Origin of the sequence: Herpetosiphon sp. NSE202 (assembly GCF_042688385.1) — a bacterium.
GTDB lineage: Bacteria > Chloroflexota > Chloroflexia > Chloroflexales > Herpetosiphonaceae > Herpetosiphon.
On the sequence record NZ_JBHUPY010000007.1, the window covers coordinates 25470 to 48410 of the forward strand.

20 protein-coding genes are annotated in these 22941 nt (G+C 52.1%); 14 read left to right on the forward strand and 6 right to left on the reverse strand.

The window, feature by feature from the left end; all coding sequences use genetic code 11:
* Window positions 1-126: 126 nt before the first annotated feature.
* Window positions 127-837 (reverse strand): YqjF family protein, encoded by a 711-nt coding sequence (locus ACFMKP_RS09620; RefSeq protein ID WP_382291316.1) that lies wholly within the window; start codon window positions 835-837, stop codon window positions 127-129.
* 401 nt (window positions 838-1238) lie between these two features.
* On the opposite strand from ACFMKP_RS09620, the gene ACFMKP_RS09625 reads away from it, so the two are divergent.
* From ACFMKP_RS09625 to cphA, 5 genes are all read left to right on the forward strand, one after another.
* Complete coding sequence (locus ACFMKP_RS09625; RefSeq protein WP_382291318.1) at window positions 1239-2408, forward strand: glycosyltransferase family 4 protein; 1170 nt, start codon at window positions 1239-1241, stop codon at window positions 2406-2408.
* Between the two features lie 14 nt (window positions 2409-2422).
* The gene (locus ACFMKP_RS09630) at window positions 2423-2761 is read left to right on the forward strand and encodes a VOC family protein (protein ID WP_382291320.1); all 339 of its coding nucleotides are present in this window, start codon (window positions 2423-2425) and stop codon (window positions 2759-2761) included.
* 302 nt (window positions 2762-3063) lie between these two features.
* Window positions 3064-3783, forward strand: coding sequence for a carbonic anhydrase (locus tag ACFMKP_RS09635; protein WP_382291322.1), 720 nt, complete (start codon window positions 3064-3066; stop codon window positions 3781-3783).
* Between the two features lie 310 nt (window positions 3784-4093).
* A complete protein-coding gene (locus tag ACFMKP_RS09640) occupies window positions 4094-4978 on the forward strand; it encodes a cyanophycinase (RefSeq protein ID WP_382291324.1) in 885 nt (294 codons plus the stop codon).
* 125 nt (window positions 4979-5103) lie between these two features.
* Complete coding sequence (gene cphA / locus ACFMKP_RS09645) at window positions 5104-7788, forward strand: cyanophycin synthetase (protein ID WP_382291326.1); 2685 nt, start codon at window positions 5104-5106, stop codon at window positions 7786-7788.
* A 597-nt stretch (window positions 7789-8385) separates the two neighbouring features.
* Here cphA and ACFMKP_RS09650 read toward each other — a convergent pair.
* Window positions 8386-10122, reverse strand: a complete 1737-nt coding sequence (locus tag ACFMKP_RS09650; RefSeq protein WP_382291328.1) for an NFACT family protein — start codon at window positions 10120-10122, stop codon at window positions 8386-8388.
* Between the two features lie 83 nt (window positions 10123-10205).
* Between ACFMKP_RS09650 and ACFMKP_RS09655 the strand changes: the two genes are divergently transcribed.
* The 8 genes from ACFMKP_RS09655 (at window position 10206) to ACFMKP_RS09690 (ending at window position 17018) form a co-directional block, all read left to right on the forward strand.
* Window positions 10206-10838 (forward strand): guanylate kinase, encoded by a 633-nt coding sequence (locus tag ACFMKP_RS09655; RefSeq protein ID WP_054534519.1) that lies wholly within the window; start codon window positions 10206-10208, stop codon window positions 10836-10838.
* Window positions 10839-11011: 173 nt separating this feature from the next.
* Entirely contained in the window at window positions 11012-11857 is an 846-nt protein-coding gene (locus ACFMKP_RS09660; RefSeq protein WP_204757444.1) for a DegV family protein, read from the forward strand.
* 3 nt (window positions 11858-11860) lie between these two features.
* Window positions 11861-12745 (forward strand): GNAT family N-acetyltransferase, encoded by an 885-nt coding sequence (locus ACFMKP_RS09665; protein ID WP_382291330.1) that lies wholly within the window; start codon window positions 11861-11863, stop codon window positions 12743-12745.
* Window positions 12746-12775: 30 nt separating this feature from the next.
* Window positions 12776-13759, forward strand: coding sequence for an AAA family ATPase (locus ACFMKP_RS09670; protein ID WP_382291332.1), 984 nt, complete (start codon window positions 12776-12778; stop codon window positions 13757-13759).
* Between the two features lie 9 nt (window positions 13760-13768).
* Window positions 13769-15028, forward strand: a complete 1260-nt coding sequence (locus tag ACFMKP_RS09675; RefSeq protein WP_054534515.1) for a DUF58 domain-containing protein — start codon at window positions 13769-13771, stop codon at window positions 15026-15028.
* 2 nt (window positions 15029-15030) lie between these two features.
* Window positions 15031-15672 (forward strand): GNAT family N-acetyltransferase, encoded by a 642-nt coding sequence (locus tag ACFMKP_RS09680; RefSeq protein WP_382291334.1) that lies wholly within the window; start codon window positions 15031-15033, stop codon window positions 15670-15672.
* A 30-nt stretch (window positions 15673-15702) separates the two neighbouring features.
* Window positions 15703-16293 (forward strand): hypothetical protein, encoded by a 591-nt coding sequence (locus ACFMKP_RS09685; RefSeq protein WP_382291336.1) that lies wholly within the window; start codon window positions 15703-15705, stop codon window positions 16291-16293.
* A gap of 65 nt (window positions 16294-16358) precedes the next feature.
* Window positions 16359-17018, forward strand: coding sequence for a hypothetical protein (locus ACFMKP_RS09690; RefSeq protein WP_382291338.1), 660 nt, complete (start codon window positions 16359-16361; stop codon window positions 17016-17018).
* 197 nt (window positions 17019-17215) lie between these two features.
* On the opposite strand, the gene ACFMKP_RS09695 is transcribed toward ACFMKP_RS09690, so the two are convergent.
* Together ACFMKP_RS09695 and ACFMKP_RS09700 are read right to left on the reverse strand one after the other, a co-directional pair.
* A complete protein-coding gene (locus tag ACFMKP_RS09695; RefSeq protein WP_382291340.1) occupies window positions 17216-17746 on the reverse strand; it encodes a hypothetical protein in 531 nt (176 codons plus the stop codon).
* A gap of 260 nt (window positions 17747-18006) precedes the next feature.
* Window positions 18007-18891 (reverse strand): GNAT family N-acetyltransferase, encoded by an 885-nt coding sequence (locus tag ACFMKP_RS09700; RefSeq protein ID WP_382291342.1) that lies wholly within the window; start codon window positions 18889-18891, stop codon window positions 18007-18009.
* 51 nt (window positions 18892-18942) lie between these two features.
* Between ACFMKP_RS09700 and holB the strand changes: the two genes are divergently transcribed.
* Window positions 18943-20013: a DNA polymerase III subunit delta' gene (gene holB / locus ACFMKP_RS09705; RefSeq protein ID WP_382291344.1), complete on the forward strand. Its 1071-nt coding sequence runs from the start codon at window positions 18943-18945 to the stop codon at window positions 20011-20013.
* Window positions 20014-20428: 415 nt separating this feature from the next.
* On the opposite strand, the gene ACFMKP_RS09710 is transcribed toward holB, so the two are convergent.
* On the reverse strand, window positions 20429-21451 hold the full coding sequence (locus tag ACFMKP_RS09710) for a TolB family protein (protein ID WP_382291346.1): 1023 nt from the start codon (window positions 21449-21451) through the stop codon (window positions 20429-20431).
* Window positions 21452-21463: 12 nt separating this feature from the next.
* Window positions 21464-22540 carry a GNAT family N-acetyltransferase gene (locus ACFMKP_RS09715; protein ID WP_054534508.1) on the reverse strand — a complete coding sequence of 359 codons (1077 nt, stop codon included), beginning with the start codon at window positions 22538-22540 and terminating at the stop codon, window positions 21464-21466.
* Window positions 22541-22941 lie beyond the last annotated feature (401 nt).

The window sequence follows — 22941 nt, forward strand, 5'->3', positions numbered from 1 at the left end:
TCTGCGTTAAATGTGATCCACGAAGGCTGTTTTCGCCACAGATTGGCACAGATTCGGAGGATTAAGCTTTTAACTTCATCCCTCATCCTTCATAATTCATAATTTCGTGGCTCTTTGCTCTATGTTCTATAGTTTGGGCAAGGCTTGGTGGGGAAAGACTTTAACCGCCGAGCCTTTGGCCAAAACAACTGAATAGGGCCTTTCGTTGGCAAGCCAAGCCCACTGCGGGCCATAGATCGCGCCCCAATCGAAGTGCAGTTGGTAACGCTCCACGGGATACACATCCCACTCAGGGTGCTCAACACGATAGACAATCGGCTTGCCATTGCGCCTGCGCCCAAAACCCCATTCGTGTTCTTTGAAAAAATGTTCAGTGCTTGCGGCATCAGGGTGATAAAGCTGATTGCTGGCGGTCAGTTTGACCAAATTGGTTTGGCCTTGCCAGTATAGCGTGTGTTCAACCGTGATTTGGCTTGCACTGTGGTGGGTTTGGCTCTGCAACGGTGCGGCCACATATGGCTCGTTGTAGAGCAGATTCGCCAAGCTGGCAACCAACCATTGAGGCACAATTTCGCGTATAAACACTACCCCGCGTTGCTGGCCACGACGCACATAAAAACGCAAATTCATCTCGGCAAAATTGCGAAAGCCGGGCCAAGCCACGCCTAAAACCTTGGTTTGCAGAAAATCAAACACTACCAAACTCACAAACGCCGAGCCATCACGCCGATCAAGCTCTAAGCCATTTGGCAAATAGGGCAGCAAAAGTTGATCTGGCACGGCATACGAGATTAAGCCAAGATTGGCCCATTGGGCCGCTAAAAACGCGAAGCTCATGTTTGCTCCTTGGTGGATTAGAGATCGGGGTTCAGGGGCTGTGGATTGGAAGGAGGGGCTAGGATTCAGGGGCCAGGGGTCAGTCACACATACTGCCCATAGCTCAAACTATGATCCCTAATTTTGCCACAGATTGGCACAGATTCTTAGGATTATGATTGTGCCAGCCCACAGCCCATAGCCAAAAGCCATTGTTCCTCTACGCCGCTGCGTTAAATGCTGATCCACGAAGGACAAGAAGCATGGAACCGCGAAGATAGGACTTTTGCCTTCTGACTTTTGACTTTTGACTTGCCCCCTAGCCCTTTCATCCTTCATCCCTCATCCTTCGTCCTTCACTCTGTTCTCTGTTCGTCTGCTATACTGAGGCCAATGGTTCTTTAGCTTCGGTAGGCCGATTGATGCAACCTGCAAGCCTCAGTATTTTGACCCCAACCCCGCTGTATCCAGCCCATGCTGGCGCGAAAACCCATAGTCTCAATGCTTTACGCCAATTAAGTCACTATTATACCGTCGATAGTTATTGTTTAACCAAGCAACCAGAAAGCGTCGATTGGGGGCCGCTAGCGCAATGGTGCCGCGATCTGCGGGCATTCGCGCCAACTAAGCCAACGCGGCTCAACCTCGACCCGCCAGCGGTTGATTTGGAGTTTTCGCAGCCGATGTTGGATTATTTGCAGCAACGCTGGCTACAAGCGGCCCCAAATTTGCTACAACTTGAGGGCACGACAATGGCCCAATATGCGCCGTTTGCACGACGCTTGGGCGTGCAGGCAACTATTTGTACCGTGCACCAAGTTGGGTTTGTGGCCCAATGGCGACGCTTGCAACGCGAAAAAAGCTGGCCGCTGCGTGCGCGCCGCTTAGCAGGTTTGCTCAGTTTGTGGCTGTATGAGCAGCGTGCCTTGCGCCATTGCGATTTGCTCGTAACCTTGAGCGAAACCGATCAACAGACCTTGGCGCGTTGGCAGCCCAAATTAAAAATCGTAACCGTGCCTTCGGGCGTTGATTTAACTGAATGGCCATTATGTCGGCAGCCTCAAGCACCACAGCAAGTGCTATTTGTGGGCAATTATTTTCATCCGCCGAATGTTGAAGGTGCTTTGTGGCTGGCGCGTGAGGTCTGGCCATTGGTTCAAGCCCAAATGCCTGAGGCGCGTTTGATGCTGGCAGGCCGCAGCCCCACGCCTGAAATTCAACAACTGGCGAGTGCTACAATTGAAGTGCCAGGCACAGTCGATGATTTGCGCGCAATTTATCGCCAAAGTCGAGTGGTGGCAGCGCCAATTTTCTGGGGCAGCGGCGTGCGGATTAAAATTCTCGAAGGCTTGGCGGCGGGCTTGCCGTTGGTAACAACTGCGCTTGCTGCGGAAGGCTTACCACTTAAACCCGAAGAACATGCCCTGTTTGCCGAGCGCCCAGCAGATTTTGCCGCCGCGCTTGTCCGCGTCTTGCAAAACCCAGCTTTGGGTACACAACTTGGTGACGCAGGCCGCCAGTTAATTGCCGAGCGCTACGATTGGCGCGCAATTGGCCTGCAACTACAGCAACACTATCAGGCCTTACTTTAGCCAGGAGCTTGAGCATGGAAATGGATCATGTCGCGGTTGTTGTCAACAATATTGCTGAATCAACTGCATGGTATGTTGAGCAATGTGGAGCACAGGTCTTGTATGCTGACGATACATGGGCTTTTTTGCGGATTGGCCAAGGCAAGTTGGCCTTGGTCATGGCCTATCAACACCCGCCGCATGTGGCGGTGCGCGTTGATGAAACCCAGCTGAATGCCCTTGCAGCGCAGCACAATCAGCCGATTGATCGCCATCGCGATGGAACCAAAGGCTTTTATCTGCGCGATCCCAATGATAATGTGCTCGAAGTTATTTGCTATCCACCAGCAGAAACGGTTTACACTGGGGGCTAGGGTTCAGGGTTCAGGGGTTAGGGTTCAGGCTATTGGCTATTTGTAATAGTTCATCAGGTTAACCACGGCTTGATCCCCTCACCCCCTCTCCCGCCTGCGAGCGACGGGGAACCGCTGAATCAGTGCTCCCCTCGCCCGCGTTCTCGTGGGAGAGGGGCTGGGGGTGAGGGCATGCACCTGGTTGCCAATCCAATGTACTAGTATAGCTATGGGCTACTGAACCTTCGCGCTTTTCGCGATCTTCGCGCTTTCAAGCCTTCGTGGTGCTTAGTAGTACTTCATGAATCAAATTTACGAGGAGCATGATGACTGATTTTGCTGATGAAAACAAGGATCGCCAACTGCTTGATGCCATTCGTGGCCGAGCCTCGATGGAAGATATTGCTAATCTGCGCAGCCCTGAAGTCAGTACACCTGCGGCAGCAATCGAGGCGCTAAAACTGGGCAACGAACGCTTTTTTAGTGGCGAAACCCAGCGCACAGTAGTTAGCGTCAATCAACGCCGCTCGCAAATTATTAGCCAAACCCCATTTTCGGTGATTCTTGGCTGCTCGGATAGCCGCGTACCACCGCAGATGATTTTCGACTGTAATTTGGGCGATTTGTTTGTGGTGCGGGTAGCAGGCCAAATTGTCGATCAAGCAACCCAAGGCAGCATTGAATATGCGATCTCGCATCTTAAGTGCAAGTTGATTGTGGTGATGGGCCATGAAGGTTGTGGCGCAGTGAAAGCAGCGCTTGCCAGCGACGAGCAAATTGCCAAAGAATCAGCCAATATTCGCTACCTGATCGACCAAATTCGGCCTGTGTGCCAGCGCTTGCCTGCAATTCGCGACGAAAAAGCTCGCATGCGTGAGGCCGTAACCCAACATGTGCGCGCCCAAGTAGCGCTTTTACGCCAAAATCCGGTTGTGGCGGCCTACGAAGCGGCTGGTACCATTGCCGTGATTGGAGCCTACTATGAGATTGGCAGCGGTGCTGTTGATTTCTTCGTCACCCCCGATGAACTAGCGTTTGATTAGCAGCGCGGGGAAAAGAACATAGAGCAAAGATGTATCGGTACATTGCGTTAACCACCGTCTGATCCCCTCACCCCCTAGCCCCCTCTCCCGTCGAACGGGCGAGGGGGAACCACGGAGTCGGTGCTCCCCTCGCCCGCGTTCAGTGGGAGAGGGGCTGGGGGTGAGGGCATGCACCTGGTTGCCAATCCAATGAACCAGTACACCTATATTCTATGTTCTTTGCTCTCCTGCCCCTTCATTTGCACAATGGAGTGCTATCCGTAATAATGCAGCGTTAAAGCTACTCCAGTCATGGAAGGACACCTCGGATATGCCTTCGCCAGTGCCAGATGGACACGTTCGCGGCGCGTTGCTGCCAATTGGCGGTGCAATGGATTTGCAGCGCAGACGGTTAATTTTATTACGCTTCTTCGACCTAGCAGGCGGCACCAATGCCCGCATCGTGGTTATTCCCACTGCCTCGGAACTGCCTGATGGTGGCCGCGAATACCTTGAGGTCTTTGGCAATTTAGGCGTTGCCAGCGTCGATCTGCTGCCAGTGCGCGAACGGATCAACGCCAATGATCCCAAGGCGCTGGAAATTATTTCCCACGCAACGGGCATTTTCATGACCGGCGGCAATCAATTGAAGCTCACAGCGGTGCTTGGTGGCACACCAGTTGCCACTGCTATTCGGCGAGCTAACGCGCGGGGGGTTCCGGTGGCGGGCACCAGTGCAGGTGCTTCGGCGATGAGCGCCCATATGATTGCCTATGGAGCGAAGGGGCTTGTGCCACGGTATGGCATGGTCCAGTTTGGCCCAGGCCTTGGGCTAACTAATCGCGTCGTGCTTGACCAACACTTTGGCGCACGCCATCGGCTTGGGCGATTAATTGCGGCAGTCAGCTTTAATCCATTTCTGATTGGGCTAGGCCTCGATGAAAACACCGCCGCCGAGATCGATGATGATCATCTGATGCAGGTGATTGGCGAAGGCTCAGTGACGGTGGTCGATGGCGCTGGCATTACCTATAGCAATATTCACCAGCTGAAAGTTGGCCAAAAAGAGGCCATCGTTGGCGTAAAATTGCATGTGCTGACCCGTGGTTGGTCGTATGATTTGATCAAACGCGAGGTCATTCCGCCAGTGGTGATGCCGCCCTTGCCTGTGGCTCCACGGCTTGAGCAACCAGCTGCCGATAGCGATATTGTCTAAACCTTGGTGCGTTAGCCGCTCGTGGTACAATACGGCGCAACGTGGTTCAACGCTGCGCCACCCACTTTCCCTATTTCCCCAAAATTCTCGCCTACCCATTGCCACTATTCTGTGGAGGTTTCCCGATGAAAATTCTCGACACGCGCGTCTATCGTGGGCCGAATTATTGGTTGTATAAGCCAGCCATCAACATGACGATTGATCTGGAGGAACTTGAGGCTTATCCAACCGATGTATTGGGTGATTTTGTTGATCGGTTGTTGGCGCTCGTGCCAAGTCTCGATGATCATCATTGTTCGTTGGGACGACCAGGTGGCTTTGTGGAGCGGCTGCGCAATGGCACATGGCTTGGGCATGTGATGGAGCATTTGGCGCTCGAATTGCAGTGTTTGGCTGGAACCTACGTCACCCAAGGCAAAACCCGTGGTACTGGCCAAGAGGGGCGGTATTTTGTTATTTTTCAATATGGTCAAGAGGATGTTGGCATTGAGGCCGCCAATTTGGCGCTGCGCTTAATTCAATTTTTGCTGCCAGCAGAATTGCCTTCAGCCATGCCCGCTGCCGACCGCGCGACCTTCGATCTGGTGCGTGAAAAGGAAGATCTGGCCCGTATGGCGGTGCGTTTGGCCTTTGGCCCTTCAACTGCTTCGTTGGTCAAGGCTGCCGAGGAGCGCGGAATTCCATGGTTGCGGCTCAACCAACATTCGCTGGTGCAATTTGGCCATGGCAAATATCAAAAACGGATTCAAGCGACGATTACCTCGCAAACCAGCCATATTGGGGTCGAAGTTGCCCAAGATAAGCAATTGACCAACAAATTGCTTGAGGATGCAGGCTTGCCTGTGCCGCGCCAACGCGTGGTACGTTCAGCCGAGGGCGCGGTTGAAGCAGCGCGACGCTTGCGCTATCCTTTAGTGGTCAAGCCCTTGGATGCCTCGCATGGACGCGGGATTTCGATTGGCCTGACCACTGAGGCGGAAGTTGAAGTCGCGTTTGCTCAAGCCCAAGAGCATCGCTCATATGTGATTGTCGAAGAGTTAGTGCCTGGTAGCGATCATCGGGTGTTGGTGATTAATGGCGAGGTTGTCGCGGTTTCAGAGCGTGTGCCGGGCCATGTGGTTGGCGATGGTCAACACACGGTCGCCGAATTAGTCGAGATCGTCAATAGCGATCCACGGCGCGGCGTTGGCCACGAAAATGTTTTGACGCGGCTTGAAATTGATCATCAAGCTGAACGCTGCATGGAAAAAGCTGGCGTGAGCTTGGAAACGGTGCTTGAGGCAGGCCAATTGCTCTATTTGCGCTCAACAGGCAACCTTTCAACTGGCGGCACGGCGATCGATCGCACCGATATGATTCATTATGAAAATGCCCAAATTGCGATTCGCGCCGCTAAAATCGTGGGCTTAGATGTGGCTGGGATCGATTTTATCATTCCCGACATTAGCCGTCCGGTCAGCGAAGTTGGCGGCGGAATTGTTGAAGTTAATGCAGCGCCAGGCTTTCGCATGCACGTTGCCCCATCAGAAGGCACACCACGCGATGCTGCAGGCCCAGTCATCGATATGTTGTTTCCGGCAGGCACGCCCAGCCGCATACCCTTGGCTGCATTAACTGGCACCAACGGCAAAACCACCACCGCCCGCATGACCGCTCACATTCTCAAAATGGCGGGCTACCACGTTGGCATGACGAGCACCGATGGCATTTATATCGATGGCGAGCGCGTGTTGCGCGGCGATATGACTGGGCCAAAATCGGCGCGCATGGTGCTGCGCGACCCAACCGTTGACGCAGCAGTGCTTGAAACAGCGCGGGGCGGCATTTTGCGCGAAGGCTTGGGCTACGACGAGGTTGATGTTGGGGCAATTCTCAATATCAGCGCTGATCACCTTGGCCTGCGTGGGATCGATACGCTTGAAGAAATGGCCAAAGTTAAATCGCTGATCATCGAAGTGATCAAGCGTGATGGCTGGGCCGTTTTGAATGCAGATGATCCGCTGGTGGTCAAAATGATCAAACGCACCCGTGCCAAACCCTTTTACTTCAGCTTTGACCCCGCCAATCCGTTGGTGCGCGAACAAGTGCAAAATGGCGGACGGGCGATTGTGGTCGAAAAAGGGGTCAACGGCGATATGGTGACGCTCTACGACAAAGGTCGGCATATTCCGCTTTTGTGGACGCACCTGATTCCTGCGACTTTGGAAGGCCGCGCTAAATTTAATGTTGCCAATGCCATGGCAGCATCAGCAATGGCCTATAGCTTGGGCATTAGCATCGAAAATATTCGCCAAGGCCTGCGCACCTTCACAACATCGTTCTACCAAACCCCAGGCCGTTTGAACGTTTTTGATGAGCATCCATTCCGCGTGATTTTGGATTATGGGCATAATCCGGCGGCGGTCGGCAATCTGGTTGATGTGGTGCGCCAATTGCCCCGCGAAGGCAAAGCAATTTGTGTTATTTCGGTGCCCGGCGATCGGCGCGAAGTTGATGCACGTGAGATTGGGCGCTTGCTCGGCTCAGGGGTGTTCGATCAGATTATCATCAAAGAAGATACCAGCTTGCGCGGACGCAAAGAGGGCGAAATGCCTGGCTACATTCGCGAGGGCTTGCTTGAGGCTGGCTTTGCTGAGAGCAATATTCAATACTATCGCCAAGAGCGCGAGGCCATTGCCTTGGCCTTAGATTCAGCACAGCGGGGCGATTTGCTGATGATTTTTGCCGATGAGCCAACCGATGCTTGGAAGCAAATTATCTATTGGGGCAAGCCCCGCGATGCCCAAAGCAAAGTTGGACGCGTAATTTAGATCGCGGGATCAGTAGCAAGGTTCCCTCACCCCCCAACCCCCTCTCCCACTAGACGCGGGCGAGGGGGAGCACGCATTTTTACCGACTAATGGCGTAAGAACCATCGTTGACTCCCCCTCGCTCGGGCACGGGAGAGGGGTTGGGGTGAGGGGATCTTAACAACCGATCCCCAAATGTTCTATGTTCTATGTGTACTAGTTCATTAGGTTGGCAACCATGTCCCCTCACCCCCCAGCCCCCTCTCCCACGAAAACGCGGTCGAGGGGGAGCCGACCATGGTTCGCCAAGAAATTGCGTAAGAACCACGTGCTAAAGCCCTTCGCCTGCGCCACGGGAGAGGGGTTGGGGTGAGGGGATCTTAACAACCGATCCCCAAATGTTCTATGTTCTATGTTCTATGTGTACTAGTTCACTAGGTTGGCAACCATGTCCCCTCACCCCCCAACCCCCTCTCCCACGAAAACGCGGGCGAGGGGGAGCCGACCATGGTTCGCCAAGAAATTGCGTAAGAACCACGTGCTAAAGCCCCTCGCCCGCGCCACGGGAGAGGGGTTGGGGTGAGGGGATCTTAACAACCGATCCCAACCCCAAATATTCTATGTTCTTTTCTGCTCTTTCTTTGGCTCAACCCGCAAGGTACGTTCGGCGGTGTAACGCACCAAGCCTGGCGGGCCGCCTTTGATTTTGCGTACATGTTTGCGCAGCGAAATATCAACTTCAACCGCGCCATCGTTGCGCGCCGATGAATAGTAGGCTGCCAGTTGGGCTGCCTGTTCGAGCGTGCGTGGCGGCACGGTCGCCGCTTGCATACGAATGATCACATGGCCGCCAGTGCGTTCGCGGGCATGCAACCAATAATCTTCTGGCTGACCAAGTTTGAAGGTCACTTCATCGTTTTGGTCGGCGCTACGGCCCACGAAAATTGTCCAGCCATCGGGCGAAATAACCCGCAATGGGCCACGGCCAACGCTCGAATTGGGCTTGTTCTTGGCTTTGCCAATGGTTTGGCGCAACCAGCCACCAGCAATCAACTCGCGCTCAAATTGCTCGATTTCCGCAAAACTCTCGGCCAAACTTAGCAAATCGTTGGTTTGTTGCAAGTATTCTGCTTGGGCCTCGGTTTGCTCCAACAGCTGCGGCACATCTTCCAACGCACCTTTGGCTTTGTCGTACTCGCGAAAACGGGCTTGAGCGTTCTCCACCGCAGACAATTTTGGGTCAAGCGTGATTACGCCTTGGTCAAGCAATAATTCGCTTTGACCAGGCTTGATCGCGTAAATATAGCCAAAAATCATCTCGCCTTCCCAGCGCAATTGTTCAAGCTGTTCGACGCGCGCCAGTTGAGTGCGCAATTGATCGGCCTTGGTTTTGGTGCGGCGTTGCGCTTCGGCCACCCGTTCGAGCAAGGCATCGCGGCGTTGCGCATGAGCCGTTACTTGATCAAGCTCGGCAAAGGCGGTCGCCAAAGCCTCGTTCATGCTTGGGTAGGCTTCGGTGTTTGCTTGGTGCTGCAAGGCAAAGGCGGCGATACCAATTGGCGTACCTTCGGCGTTGCGGGCTAAGGTTGGCTCAATCGTTGCGAGGCTGGTTAATTCGCGCAGCTGGTTGGCGATCTGCTCAAAATCAAGCGCTGGCGTAATTTCGACGCTGGTTGCACCAGTTGCGCGCCAAGCAATTTCGCGCCCAGTTTGCGGCGAAACCCCACTATATTCAGTTACCAAGGCTTTGGCCAAATCGCCGCCCAAAGCCGCAATCGCGGTGGCGGTTGCTATGCGTGGGTCGTTTTTGCCTTGGCTCGGTGGCCCTTCGTAGATACTGCGCGGCATAATTGGGCGCTGCGAACGTTGCGGGTTATAGTGGCGAATGCTTTCCAAAACCAAGCCATTATCATCAACCAAAATAATATTTGATGAATGGCCGATAATTTCTAGTACCAACTCACTATAACGCGGCGTAAGCATCACCTCATCGTCGTCATCGTCATCAGGCTCTAGTTCCTTGCGAGGAATTGGCATCTTGGCTATACTGAGCGAAATAACCCGTTCCAATGGCGCAGATTCGATCTTTGTGATTCGTCCGCCGCGAACATATTTGCGTAACAACAATAACAAAGGCGAATCGGCATTGGGGTCACGGGTTAGTTTGGTTGGCACGGTATGCAGGCGGGCAAATTTGGCATTGGCCGAAAGCAACAGCTGGTGGCGCTGGCCATCGGCATAGACTTCAAAGCCCACACTATCGGGATTTGGCAAAACCACCTGTTGAATTTTGCCACCAACCAAAATCTGTAATTCAGCGACAATCGCTGCTACAACAAGCGCATCAATGTGCATAGACGATTCTCCTTCATGGCTCAATCGTACTCAAGCATTGGCGGATCGTCAATAATTTAGCAACCCTTAGTTTAGGAGGCATTGTGTCACACCCAGAACTCAACCCGATTTTGCACAACCAAGCTCCTGTGCCGCTGCTCGTCATTATTTCAGGCCCATCAGGGGTTGGCAAAGATACGGTGTTGATGCGGATGCGCGAATTTGGCATGCCCTTTCATTTTGTGGTCACTACGACCAGCCGTGGCCAACGCCCAGGCGAAGTAGAGGGCTTTGATTATAATTTTATCTCCAAAGATGAATTTGAAACCATGATTGCCAACAACGATTTGTTGGAGCATGCCGTGGTCTATGGCGAATACAAGGGCATTCCCAAATCGCAGGTGCGTGATGCGCTTGCCAGTGGCAAAGATGTAATTTTGCGGATCGACGTGCAGGGCGCTGCGACCATGCGCAAATTAGTGCCCGATGCAGTGTTGATCTTCATTGTGCCACCATCGAGTGCCGAATTGGCCAACCGCCTGCGCCTGCGCCGCACCGAATCGGCAGAAGGCTTAGAGCGGCGCATGGCCTTGGCCGAAGAAGAAATGGGCCGCGTCGATGAATTTGATTATGTCGTGATGAACCCCGAATCACGGCCCGACGAAGCAGCAAGTATGATTCAAGCCATTATTCGGGCTGAAAAATCGCGCATTCGTCCGCGCCGAATTAAACTCTAAAACCTCGATTGGGCTTAATTGGCCAAACGTGGCTGGTTAAGCCCATTTCCTCAGCATCTCTTCATCAAAGTAGCACTTTCGGGCAAACCAAAAAACCTCTATAATACTTATTAATCTATGCTCCACCGCAGGGTTGCATTGGAGTGTCTGTGTGGCTCCGAGGATTGAACAACATGACCACTGCATTGGTTACCGCCTCTACATCGAGCTTGCCAATGGAGCTTATTCAGCGCTATGGCATTGAATTAATTCCATTTACCATTCAGTTTGTCGATGGCAATCTGCGCGAAAGCGAAGATGTTTCACTCGATGAATTTTATCGCCGTTTAGTTCATGAAGATGTCATTCCGACAACTGCGCCTTCATCGGCAGGCCAGTTTATTAATTATTTTCGTCAACACCCAGCCGATGACATCATTGTGATTCATGTTGGGTCGATGCTGAGCCAAAGCTATGCCAACGCCATGCAAGCAGCTTCACGGGTTCAAGGCCGCATGATTTATAACATCGATTCGCGCCAATTTGCGCTTGGCACCGGTTTATTGGTGCTCGAAGCCGCCGAAGCCATGGCCAACGGAGCTAGCGCCGCAGCGGTCGTTTCGCAAATCGAACATCAAATTCCGAATATTTTGACCGTGGCCTCACTCGAAACTGTGCGCTATTTGCGGCTGAGCGGTCGCTTGGGCCGCATCGGTGCAATGGCAGCTTCGCTCTTGGGTATCTACCCAATTTTGGGCCTCGACCGCAAAGGCCAAGCTGAAATGGTTGGCCGTGCTCGCTCACGCGCCGATTCGCTCACCATGATGATTCAACAAGCAAAAGAGTTTGTGGGCAAAGCTAAAATTCGACGCATGGGCATTTTGCACACCAACGTGCAAGCAGAAGCAGAAGCCTTTGCCAAACAGGTTGCCGAGCATTTCCCTGGCATTCCCTTGTTGATCTCCGATGCTGGCCCAGTTTTGGCTGTGCACGGCGGGCCGGGCGCATTGGGCATTTCAGTCTTGCGAGAAGAAGCCTAAATTATGCATTTGTTTCGGCGCGTGCCCAGCATTCACGATTTGGCGATGCGGCCACTGCTTGAGAGCGATCTCGCACCGCTCATGGGTTTGCTTGAGCAAACTCCATGGGCTTCGCTTTCGATTCCTCACGATGAGTTTGGCCTAACCCTCAGCGATCAACTCAGCATTGTTTTGGAATACAACGGCAAATTGTGGGGCTGCGTGCTGATGGGCTACGCAGTTGGTCCCATTGCTTGGATTCGCGCGCTGATCGTGCATCATTCGCTGCGCCCCGCCGATGCAGTAACGACCTTTTTGCAGGCCGCCGAAGGTTATGCCAAGGCCCGAGGTGTCGAGCGCTTGCTGCTGATGAGCGACGAACGCGATGCAAGCTGGCTCTTGCCGTGGGTCTTGCACGAAGGCTATCAGCAACAACTCGATGTCGTGGGCTATGAAAAACGGTCGATGCAGATTCCTGCTTGGGGCAATACTGGGGCGTGGATTCGCCCAGCAACGCATGCCGACGTGCCAATGATCGCCAAAATCGACGCTGCGGCCTTTGCCGCCGAATGGGTCAAAAGTAGCACAATTCTGGCTGGAGTTTTTCCAGTTGCGCCATTCTACATCGTGGCCGAACTTAATCAAACAATTGTGGGCTATGCCTTTGCAACCGTGCATCATGGCGGCATCATGGCCCATCTCGTGCGGATTGCGGTCGATCCGGCACTGCAAGGCCAAGGCATTGGGGTGCGGCTGTTGGCCGAATTGGTCGATTGGTGTAGTTTAAATGGCGTGCAGTTGCTTTCGCTCAATACCCAAAATACCAACCAACATGCCCAACGACTCTACGAGTGGTTTGGGTTTATGCGCAACGGCGAACGCCAAACTGTTTTAGTCAAAGATCTCTAAGCGTGGCTCTGTTTTCGGGAGGATTTTGAAATGAAACATGTGCAAGATATAGCGCAGCGGCTGGCGGCCAACGTCGAAAAGGTGATCATCGGCAAACGTGCTGCGGTGGATTTAACTCTGATTGCCTTGTTGTGTCGCGGCCATGTGCTGTTGGAAGATGTGCCTGGCGTGGGCAAAACCACCCTTGCCAAAGCAATTGCCCGCAGCATTGGCTGTAGCTTCAAGCGCATTCAGTTCACCCCCGATCTCTTGCCAACCGATGTCAGCGGGGTTTCGATTTTCAATCAAAAATCGGGCGAATTTGAGTTTCGACCTGGGCCAATTATCGCCAACTTAGTGCTGGCCGATGAAATTAATCGCGCTACGCCCAAAACCCAATCGGCCTTGCTCGAAAGCATGGAAGAAGGTCAATTGACTGTCGACGGCATCACCCGCCCATTGCCCCAGCCCTTCATCGTGCTCGCCACCCAAAATCCAATCGAATACGAAGGTACCTTTCCCTTGCCCGAAGCCCAACTCGACCGCTTTTTGCTGCGAATTACCTTGGGCTATCCCGCCAAGGCCGATGAATTGGCGATCTTGGAGAGCCAACGCAAAGCCCACCCAATCGATGCTTTAGATCAAGTCGTTACAATTGAAGAGTTGCAACAGCTGCAAGCTGAAATTCGCGATGTCTATGTCGATGAGCAGATCAAAGAATATATTGTGGCAATTACCACCGCCACCCGTAATAATAGCGATGTCTATCTTGGCGCTAGCCCGCGTGGCTCGTTGGCGCTCTATCGCACTGCCCAAGCCTTAGCGGCCTTGCAAGGCCGCGATTATGTTATTCCCGATGATATTAAAGTCTTGGTCAAACCTGTCTTAGCGCACCGCATGATCATCAGCCCTGCAGCACGGATTCGCAACATTCATGCAGACGAATTGATTCACCAAATTGTGAGCCAAGTGCCCGTACCAGGCGCACGCGCTGGGCGACGATATGAGCGGCAGCAGCCAGCGGTTGCACAATAGGGGCAGCATATGCGGGCATTAGGCATTCTCAGCTTGGCCGTCGTTCTATTTCTGACTGGGCTTTCGAGTAATATTCCCTTCTTTTATTACTTGACCTACACCCTGCTTGGGTTGTTGGTGATTGCCTATGCTTGGGCTTGGAGCAACCTCGAAGGCCTCGAGATTGAGCGCGAATCGAGCACCACCCGCGCCCAAGTTGGCGAAACAGTGCGCGAACGCATCACCATTTACAATACCTGGCCATTGCCCAAGCTTTGGGTCGAAGTGCGCGATCACTCCGATTTGCCGTCGCATGGCTCGGGCTTTGTGAGCTATATTCCAGGCCGAGAGAAACGACGTTGGATGGTGCGCACGCCCTGCACCTTGCGCGGCAAATGGCGCTTGGGGCCAGTTTCGGTACGCAGCGGCGATCCATTTGGTATCTTTCAACTGCACAAAATGGTCGATCTGACCCACGATCTCTTGGTCTATCCGGCAACCGTCGATTTGCCCAAATTCGAGTTACCAACTGCTGAGCTAATTGGCGGCCAAGATGTGCGTTCGCGCACGTTTCACGTTACGCCGAATGTTTCGACCGTGCGCCAATATGTGCCAGGCGATAGCTTCAACCGCATTCACTGGCGTTCAACCGCCCGTACTGGTGCGTTGATGGTCAAAGAGTTCGAGCTTGATCCCTCGGCAGATGTCTGGATCATCTTGGATATGGAAGAGCGTTTTCACCACGGCCAGCCCGATGCAGCGATTCCGGCGATTATCAAAAGCTTACAAGGCAAGATTGCAATTCCCAATACCACCGAGGAATATAGCATTACCTTGGCAGCTTCGTTGGCCCGCCATTTGTTGCGGCTCAATCGCAGCGTCGGCTTATTGACCTACGGGGCACAACGGGAAATTATTCTGCCTGAGCGCGAAGCTCGCCAGCTATATAAAATTTTAGAGCCATTGGCGATGCTGCATGCCACTAGCAACACCTCGTTAGCTGAATTATTGGCCGCTGAAAGCCAACGTTTTGGCCGTAATTCCTCGTTGTTGATCATCACGGCGGCGCTTGATGAGCGTTGGGTAGCGGCGGTACAACGCTTGGTCTATCGCGGTGCACGAGCTTCAATTATGTTTCTCGATGGCAAATCGTTTGGCGGCTGGCGCGACCCCGAGCCAACCTTTGCTCGCCTGGCCGAACTACGGGTGCCAGTCTATCGCATTCATGCTGGCGATGGCTTAGATCGCGCCTTGGCCGAGCCAGCGATTCGCGCTATGGGGCGGAGTTAGCAATGCCACACAATCAACCAACTGTCGAATTACGCCCAGCCAACGCCAACGATTTGGCGATTTTGGGCGAATTGTTGCTCGATTTATATGATGCAGAATTGCCCGATTCGTTGCGTGGAGCCGATAGCCAACGCCAAGCCTTGTTGCGCTACACCTTGCATGCCAACAATTTTGCTGGCGTGCGCGGGCGCTATGTCGTGCGCAATCAAGCAGGCGAGATTGTCGGCATGGCAGGCATTCAATTCCCCAACGAGCCAGCCCCTGATCGAGTGCCACGCGGCACATTGAACATGGCGGTGCAATTGATTGGCCTGAAGCATACGCTGCATCTATTGAGCACCGTCGCGGCCTCGATGCTAATGCCACCACCAAAATTCAACCCCGACTATGCCTATATTCATGGGATTGTGGTGCGTGCCCAGCAGCGCGGCCAAGGCTATGGTGCGGCGATTATGCAGGCAGTTGAGCAGCAATTAGCGGCGCGCAAGGTTGCTGGCGCACAACTACAAGTGATCGTTGATAACCAGCAAGCGGCCAAATTATACGAGCGCTTGGGCTATCGCACGGTCTATCGCTCACCAAAATGGCTCGATCGCGTGACGATTCCCAATATTCTGATGCAAAAACCATTGACAACCGGCTAGGCTAACCACATATGTTGAGGGAGGGAAATCATGTACAAAATTTCAGCGGCGTTACCCGTTAAGCGCCAACTACCACTATCAACCATAGGACTATGGATAGCGGCCCATCTGCCTGGCCTCTTTCTCATTGCTTGGCTCGCTCGGCTTGATGATGCAGCAATTCCTGATATTATGTTTATTCCATTAATGCTGATTGTATCTACTATCTTGATCCAAACTGGACAAGCAATGGTAATCAGCAAATTGACCAAAAAACGCCTATTTATTGCTTGGTGGCCGATTACGATCGTTTTATCGGTCGTGTTCCAACGCATGTTTGGCGCATCACTTTATTTTTTATGGCCATTTGCGACATTTCAAGCAACATTATTTATAGCAATTGCCCAATTTATCATCGCAAAATACTATGGTTATACAATGCGTTTCTGGGTTGTGCTAAACCTTGGCGCATATGTTATGCATAAAGTGCTGCTCCATATTTTCGATTACTACAAGCATCTAGCAATATCAAACTATGCAGTTATGATTATCACAATTACAACCATGTTTATAACTAGCATAGGCTTATTTTTTATCCAGCCAAACCACGAATCAAAATCAAGACTTAAAGGTTTGCTTTAAACATACAACCAAAACAGAGTATATCCGCAAAACACAATCTAAATAATTAAGCAAAGAGGTCGAGAATGTATGAAGTTGCCCATGCCCGCTCACAACGACTGCGAATTCCAGTCGTCACATGGCTGTATTGGATTGGCGTGCATATTCCAGCGCTGCTTTTGAGTGTGTATAGTATGCTGTTTTTTGTGCAAGATCAGCCTGATGGCGGTGAAATTGTATATTTTGGATTATTTTTGCTTATGGAATTTGTTTGTATTGGAAGTATCAGCATTGGACAAGCTTGGATTTTGAAAAGAACAATTAATCCACAATTATTTTCATCATGGATTTCGAAAACAATGTTTACGGCCATGGGCTTTGGCATATTAAGTTTTATGCTGCAGCTTAATTCTATAATCGATAGAATGTATCAAACCCCTCGGACTATAGCTACAGTGCAACAGTTATTACCTTCTCGATTAATCTTAATGACCCTGCTTGGTGGATTGATTGGTTTTGTTCAAGCACGAATTCTCCATAGCTATGGCTATCGTATGTGGCATTGGATAGCAGTACAAGGGCTGAGTTATCTTTGTACAACGAGCATTATTGGCTGGTTGATGACCGATGTACGCTACATCTACTTAGCAGGAACAATTCCGATTGTTATGGCTGGCGCTGGGATAATTAATAGTTTGGGGCTTTTTCTGATTCAGCCAATTCATAATCATGGGCAAAAACTATAACCTAGCTGTAATAGTTCATTACACAGCCTGATCCCCTCACCCCAACCCCTCTCCCGTGGCGCGGGCGAGGGGCTTTAACTTCGTGGTTCTTGCGCAAAGCCTTGGTAAACACGGGTACTCCCCTCGCCCGCGTTCAGTGGGAGAGGGGCTGGGGGTGAGGGGAATCGATCAAGCGCTGATCCACGGTGGATTTTAAATTAGGCCGACCAGCCCCAGCCAACCCCATCGGGCTTGGCAGCGGCACTGGGCATGGTGCGGGTCAAGCGCCAAACTTGACGGGTCGTTGGATCGGTAATTTGAAAAAGAGCTTGGGTTTCGGTTTGATCGATCAACAAAAATTCGAGGTTTAAATTTGAATGCGGATTATTGAGCCATTGCTCAATCTCTTGAATGTAGCGTTGAGGTTGCTGGGCAAAAAGCGCATCGCCTTCGCCCAAGCCAAGGTTTGCCGCCTTGTGATCAAGCTCCAACATTATTGCGCTATTCAGCATATCGGCAATTTCGTGGGCACTGCTTTCCTCGCGATTGGTACGAATACACACATATTCGGCCAAATCGACCGGCTCGCCATGCTCTGCAACTGGGTGCAATGGAAACGTAGCCAAGGGGAAACCAAGCTGATCGGGGTGGAGCGGTTCTGATACGGCGGTACAGACTTGCGAATCGGTCGCCGCAATCACCAACCATTGGTCGCTGGTTGGATGATGTAACAACATCCGGCGTTCCATAAAGACTCCTCTGCGCATCGTTGAGAAAGGAGAATCAACGTTATTTTGGATGTTTCTCGCAATGCGTGCTGTATTATAACCCAAGTTATAAAAATAATTAATATATCGTTATGTATATAGCTCGCTACGGTAACATTCATCTGTGGCGTTAATACACCCAATTTGATATAGATTTGATCGATAAATAGCAAGAACTGGCGCTTAAAATAAAAATAACGTGGTAATCCACGTTATTTTTATCAGTAACAACACGGATTAGGTTATTGTGCTACGACATCGCGACGTAAGCTAACCATTTCATGAGATAAACGAAAGCCAACTTTTTCGTATAAACCGCGCGCCGTTGGATTATCTTGGTCAACAACTAATTCAAGTTCCTGAATCTCAGGTGCACTAAAAATCCATTCCAAACAATGCTGCATAATCTTGGTGGCAATTCCACGGCCACGGGCAATCGGCGCAACACCAACAAATTCAATCCCTGCTTCGGCAAATTCTGGTTGGCGCTCAGTATGAATATAGCCCAACAATTGTTCACCGTCACGCATAATAAATACTTGACGATCCTGATTAATTCGTTCGAGAATTTGGCTGCCGCTATAGTAAGTTTGGGGGAATAATTGATCATGCAATTCGCAGAAGGCTGCGTGTAATTCTGCTGGCAACGCTTCAACATCACTCTCGGTTGCATGATCAGTTAATTGTGAACGTTTGTAGGCCAGAATTGCGTGGGTATTGCGCTGGTAAAATTGCTGACGCGCAGCCCAATCGCGTACAAATTGATTTTGCAAATTGCAAAACATATCAATCATGGTGACATGGGGCTTAAGTTCGGGCAATAATTCAGCCAGCAAGCGATCTGCAAGCTCAAAGCGCTCAGCGCCCAAGGCAATTGGCCCCCATAAGAAAGCACGGCCAGTATCCGAAATTTGCTCAAGGCCCATCAAGCCTTGCAATTGTTCATCGGCGCTAGCCAAAGCAAATTGCTGCTCAATTGGGGCTTCTAGCTCACGCCATGTTTGGGCAATTTGGTCGGCTTGCGCGCCAGCAAAACCCAAGTGGGTGCTTGGTTCGCCCTGAAATTGGGCCATAAACGCGGCTGCTTGGTCAATCTGGGCTGGTTGCATACGGCTAATCGTTGGCATCTATCTACCTCACATTCGGCTAATTTGGTACTACGCTATTTTGTTGGTATCATGGCCAAACGAGATCATTCGTTGGATGGATTGGAGCGTACAGCGGTGGGAGCATGGAATATCATCGGAAATGAGTGGGCGGTCGAATTATTGCGCTTGGCAATTGCCCGTCATTCGGCCAGCCATGCCTATTTGCTCACCGGTTTGCCCAATATTGGCAAAGCAACCTTGGCCTTGCACATCGCCCAAGCGCTCAATTGTGAGCACAACAATGGCGATGTTTGCGGTGAATGTCGCGCCTGCAAACGCATCGCCAAAGGTAATTTTCCCGATGTGCGGATTGTTGGCTTGGCCGAACAAGCAGCCCAACAAAAAGCCAGCGAAAGCGTCAAAACCCGCTTGGGCATTGACACCGTGCGCGAATGGCAGGCCGATATTGCCCTGCGACCCTACGAAGGGCGACGGCGGGTTTTTATTATGCACGATGCTGAAACCATGACCGAACAAGCAGCCAATGCCTTGCTCAAAACCCTTGAAGAACCACCACCGTTTGCCACCTTGATTTTGGTTGCCAATAGCGCTGGCGATTTGTTGCCAACAATCACCTCACGCTGCCATGTGCTGAAATTGCGCCCAGTGCCACGCCAACAAGTGACCCAAGCATTAATCGAACGTTGGCAGATTGCGCCCGCCGATGCGGCGATTGTGGCCGCTTGGAGCGCAGGCCGCATTGGCTGGGCCGCGACGGTTGCCCAATCGCCCGACCTACTGCAAGCCCGCTCCGAACAACTTGAGAGTTTGATCGAATTGCCAAGTAAGCCATTGGTCGAGCGCTTCAAATGGGCCGAAAGCTGGAGCAAAGCCAATCGCGAGCGCGATGAACTTTTTGCCATGCTCGAATTATGGCAAGTGTGGTGGCGCGACGTGCTGCTGACCGCCGCTGGCACGCAACAAGGCCTAATTAATATCGATCGGGTTGAGGATTTGCAAGACCTCGCTCGCCTGCCCTTGCCAGCAATTCATAAAACGCTCAAAGGCATCAACGATGCAGTGACCCAAATTCGCGAGAATGTCAGCCCTCAATTGGCGCTCGAAGGGGTTTTGCTCAATTTAGCTGGAGCGAAGGGGTAGCGTTTGATCCACGAAGGGAACGAAGAGCACGAAGGACGGAAACCGCGAAGGACGCGAAGGACGCGAAGATGGGCTTTTGGCTCTAGGATTCATCCTTCATCCTTCGCTTCTCTGCGCCTCTGCGTTAAAAATTTGTCCACGAATTGCCCGAAGCATGTTCCGATAGCCTACAGCCTTGGATTCTAGTTCCTGAACCTTCCAAGAGTAGGTTGTTAAGATCCCCTCACCCCAACCCCTCTCCCGTGGCGCGGGCGAGGGGCTTTCATACTGTGGTTTTGCAACGATTCTTCGTTAATACTACGGCTCCCCCTCGCCCGCGTTCAGTGGGCGAGGGGGTTGGGGGTGAGGGGGCAAACCGTCTTTAATGCCATGCCCCCTATGTTCTATGTTCTATGCTCTATGTTCTATGTTCTTATCACGGAACCCGCGTCATGCCGCCGATATCGCCTGGTTCTTCGATTAGAACTGGTGGATTGCCCGCCAAATCCATCTGCCAAAGGCCAGAGAACGTCCAAACATACAATAGCGAACCATCGAGCACAATCCGCGGATCTTCGAAGATTTCGCGATTGACTGCTTTGCCTTGGCCAGATGCAACATCGACCGACCAGACTTGCCAACCCAACCCATGCGCCGCCGCAGGCTTGACAAACCAATCGACCCAACTTGGCTGGCGTTGGCTAAGTGTCAACGGGCTTGCGGCCAGATAAATCGTTTTGCCATCTGGCGACCAAATCGGCGCTTCCAAGGCACTGACCAATTCTGGTTGGTCAAACAACACCCGTTCTTGCTTGGTTTGGAGATCGTAGAGATAGAGGGTTGGATAAATGCCATCACGGGTGCGCACAAACGCCATTTGCCTGCCATCTGGCGAAATCGCAGGAAAGGTTCCGGTCATAACGATGGTTTGTTGCGTGCTGCTAGCAACATCAATTGCGACGATTGAACTCCCAGATTGCAAAAAGACCCCATCGTTATCAAAGCGCAAGGTCTGATACACGCCATACAAGGTTTTGCCATCTGGCGACCAAACCGGCGTATCGAGTGAATCATAAATTTGCTGGCCATCGCGTTTGCCAGCCTCGGGCACAAACAACGCTTTGCTGGCTCCGCCAGCAACCGAAAGTTGGTTGGCGTGATTGACTGGAACCACAAATGGCTGTTCTGCGCTTGGGGTTGGAACAGGAGGCCGATACGAATAGACCACGCTTTTGCCATCGGGGGCAATGCTGGGGAAGGTTGAATAGGCATTGGGCGCTTCGTTGGTTAATTGCGTCCACTGTTTAGCGGGCAAATCGAAGCGCCACAAATCACCACCGCGCGAGATAATCAGCGAAATAGTGCCAAGCGTGGGAGCAGCGGCAGCTGGCGGCGTGGCCGTCGGCGAGCTAGCAGCCCCACAACTCGACAAGAGAATACAAACAAGAACACAAATCATGAATCGCATGCATTATCGCTCGCGGAGATAGAGCGCGATATCAGTGCCTTGATTATTGCGCGGATCGATATAGGCCTTAGGAATAAACCCAACTCGCTCGAAACCTGCTTGCTCATAGGCCGCAGGCAACGCCGGATGATCAAGCGGCACATGCCCGATCAACTGGTTGGCAAAATGGTTGGCTGGTAATTGGCGCAGCATTTCATTCAACAATATCGGTGCTTGCTCGATATGGCCTGCGGCCAAATAACAATCAACCAAAAGCTGATGTTGCTGGTAATAGGGGTTTGGCCATGGATAAACTGGTGGCATAATGCTGCCCCAGCCAACAATCGCCCCGCTAGCTGCGGTCAGGCCCGTTAATACCGCCACATCGCCCTCTTGCTGCTCGAAGGCTGGAAAGAAATCGTCGGCTCCAATGTTGGCATCACCAAGCATTTGCAAGCCGTAATGGCGCACAATCCGATTATCGGGCGCATTGAACAACGATAATAACAATGGCACATCGGCCCGATCCGATGATCGCATAAAGACCGCGGTACTGGGCGCAAATAAATGCTTGAGGAAGTTTTCGGGCGAATCGCCATCGCTAATGCGCCATGCAATGCGATTGCCTGTGCGGCTACTTTCGCTCTCATTAATCGTCACAAAATGATACTGCTCATAAAACGACATGGCACTATCATTATGTTCAGTGCTAATAATCAGCGCTTGGCCGCCACTTGCCTCAAAATCGTTAATCGCCAACTTCAACAACTTACTAGCCAAGCCCCGGCGACGATACGGCTCAGCTGTATAGACCCGATGAATCGAACCCAATTGTGGACAGAATTTTGAACGACACAGCAGCATAGCGCTCACAGGCCGTCCCTGCACTTGGGCCAAATACCATACATCTTGGCTAAAGCGCAGCCCAACAAGGCGCAGGTGCATATCAAATGACCAACGCCATGCTACCGCCGGATCTTCACCCCATCGGTGATAAAGCTCCTCAAGCGGTTGGGCAAATTCAGAAGCAAGCGGTTGGATGCGCGAGAGGACTGCCTCAGTTCCTGCACCCAGAGCAATCCGCGCAACTTCTTCGTACATCAGCGACCCTCCAAGCTCGATAGCTCGTCTGTTGGTCGCATCATACTCTAGGCCTCGCTGCTTGTCCACTACAGCCGATAGCGCAGAGATTGCGACGACCCATGTCCGATCGTTCCCTCACCCCCCAGCCCCCTCTCCCACTGGACGCGGGCGAGGGGGAGCACAATGGGCAAGCCAAGGAATGGTGCAAGAACCACAGCGTTAAAGCCCCTCGCCCGTTGGACGGGAGTCATTCGAGATAGAAACCGCTATCTACAATTGGACGAACCACAGCGTTAAAGCCCCTCGCCCGTCCAACGGGCGAGGGGTTGGGGTGAGGGGATTTTCAAATCTTACCCTTGGAAGTTTCTCTTACCTCGATTTCACTCAACGCTGAAGAAAAATTGGCGTGAGGGGAACTT